This is a genomic window from Pedobacter sp. JCM 36344, from assembly GCF_046546555.1.
Classification (GTDB): Bacteria; Bacteroidota; Bacteroidia; order Sphingobacteriales; family Sphingobacteriaceae; genus Pedobacter.
On sequence record NZ_JBKHKK010000052.1, the window covers coordinates 1 to 731 of the forward strand.

1 protein-coding gene is annotated in these 731 nt (G+C 43.2%); it reads right to left on the reverse strand.

All coding sequences use genetic code 11. The features are described 5' to 3' along the window. Nucleotides 1-731, reverse strand: a 731-nt coding sequence (locus ACHFIZ_RS17945; protein ID WP_410888351.1) for a Mu transposase domain-containing protein, incomplete at both ends; no start/stop codon positions are given.

The window sequence follows — 731 nt, forward strand, 5'->3', positions numbered from 1 at the left end:
GTCATCATATATTTTTATCCACTGGGAATAAACCTTCGCAAAAAGCATTCGACCTGTTAAGTGGTCTGGTACAGAATAGCGGTTGGTTGCAAAGCAGACGGTGGAGTATTTGTCCACTTTAAGGTTTTCTCCACTAAAGCTTTCCATACATCCTGGGTAAGAATATAGGCCACTACGTTCTAGTTCCAGTCCTGCAGATGGACTTTGCTGCTGCCCGGTTAAGGTCCTTTCATTTAATTCGATTAGTCGTGACTGTAAATAAGTCTGTGCCTGCTGAAGGTTATCGAAATGATCTTTAAAAGCAAAGGTTTTGCGACGTAAGTATTCTACACTACGTTCTACATGTCCTTTTTCGTTCCCTTTAGCTGCGTTACAGAAACGCCATTGATACTGATACCATCGGCTCAGTTCTAACAATCCGGCAGTAGGGATCTTCTCGGTACGACCTACAAAACGCGATATCGCCACCCGCATGTTGTCATAAACCATCTGGTGATAAACCCCGCCCACATGTTCAAAAAAGCAGATATGAGCTTCTTTAAAAGCCAGGCTATCCTGATGCTGAAAAAGCAAGGCATACCGGTAATTGCTGTTGGCACTGGTAAAAACAGCTAGGTAATACCTGCATAATTTGTCTTTTATATACAGCTTCACTTCGCCCCAATCAAACTCACAACAGGATCCTGGTGCATATTGCTGACGAATAAAGGCTTCTTTGGCAAGCTGGGTAC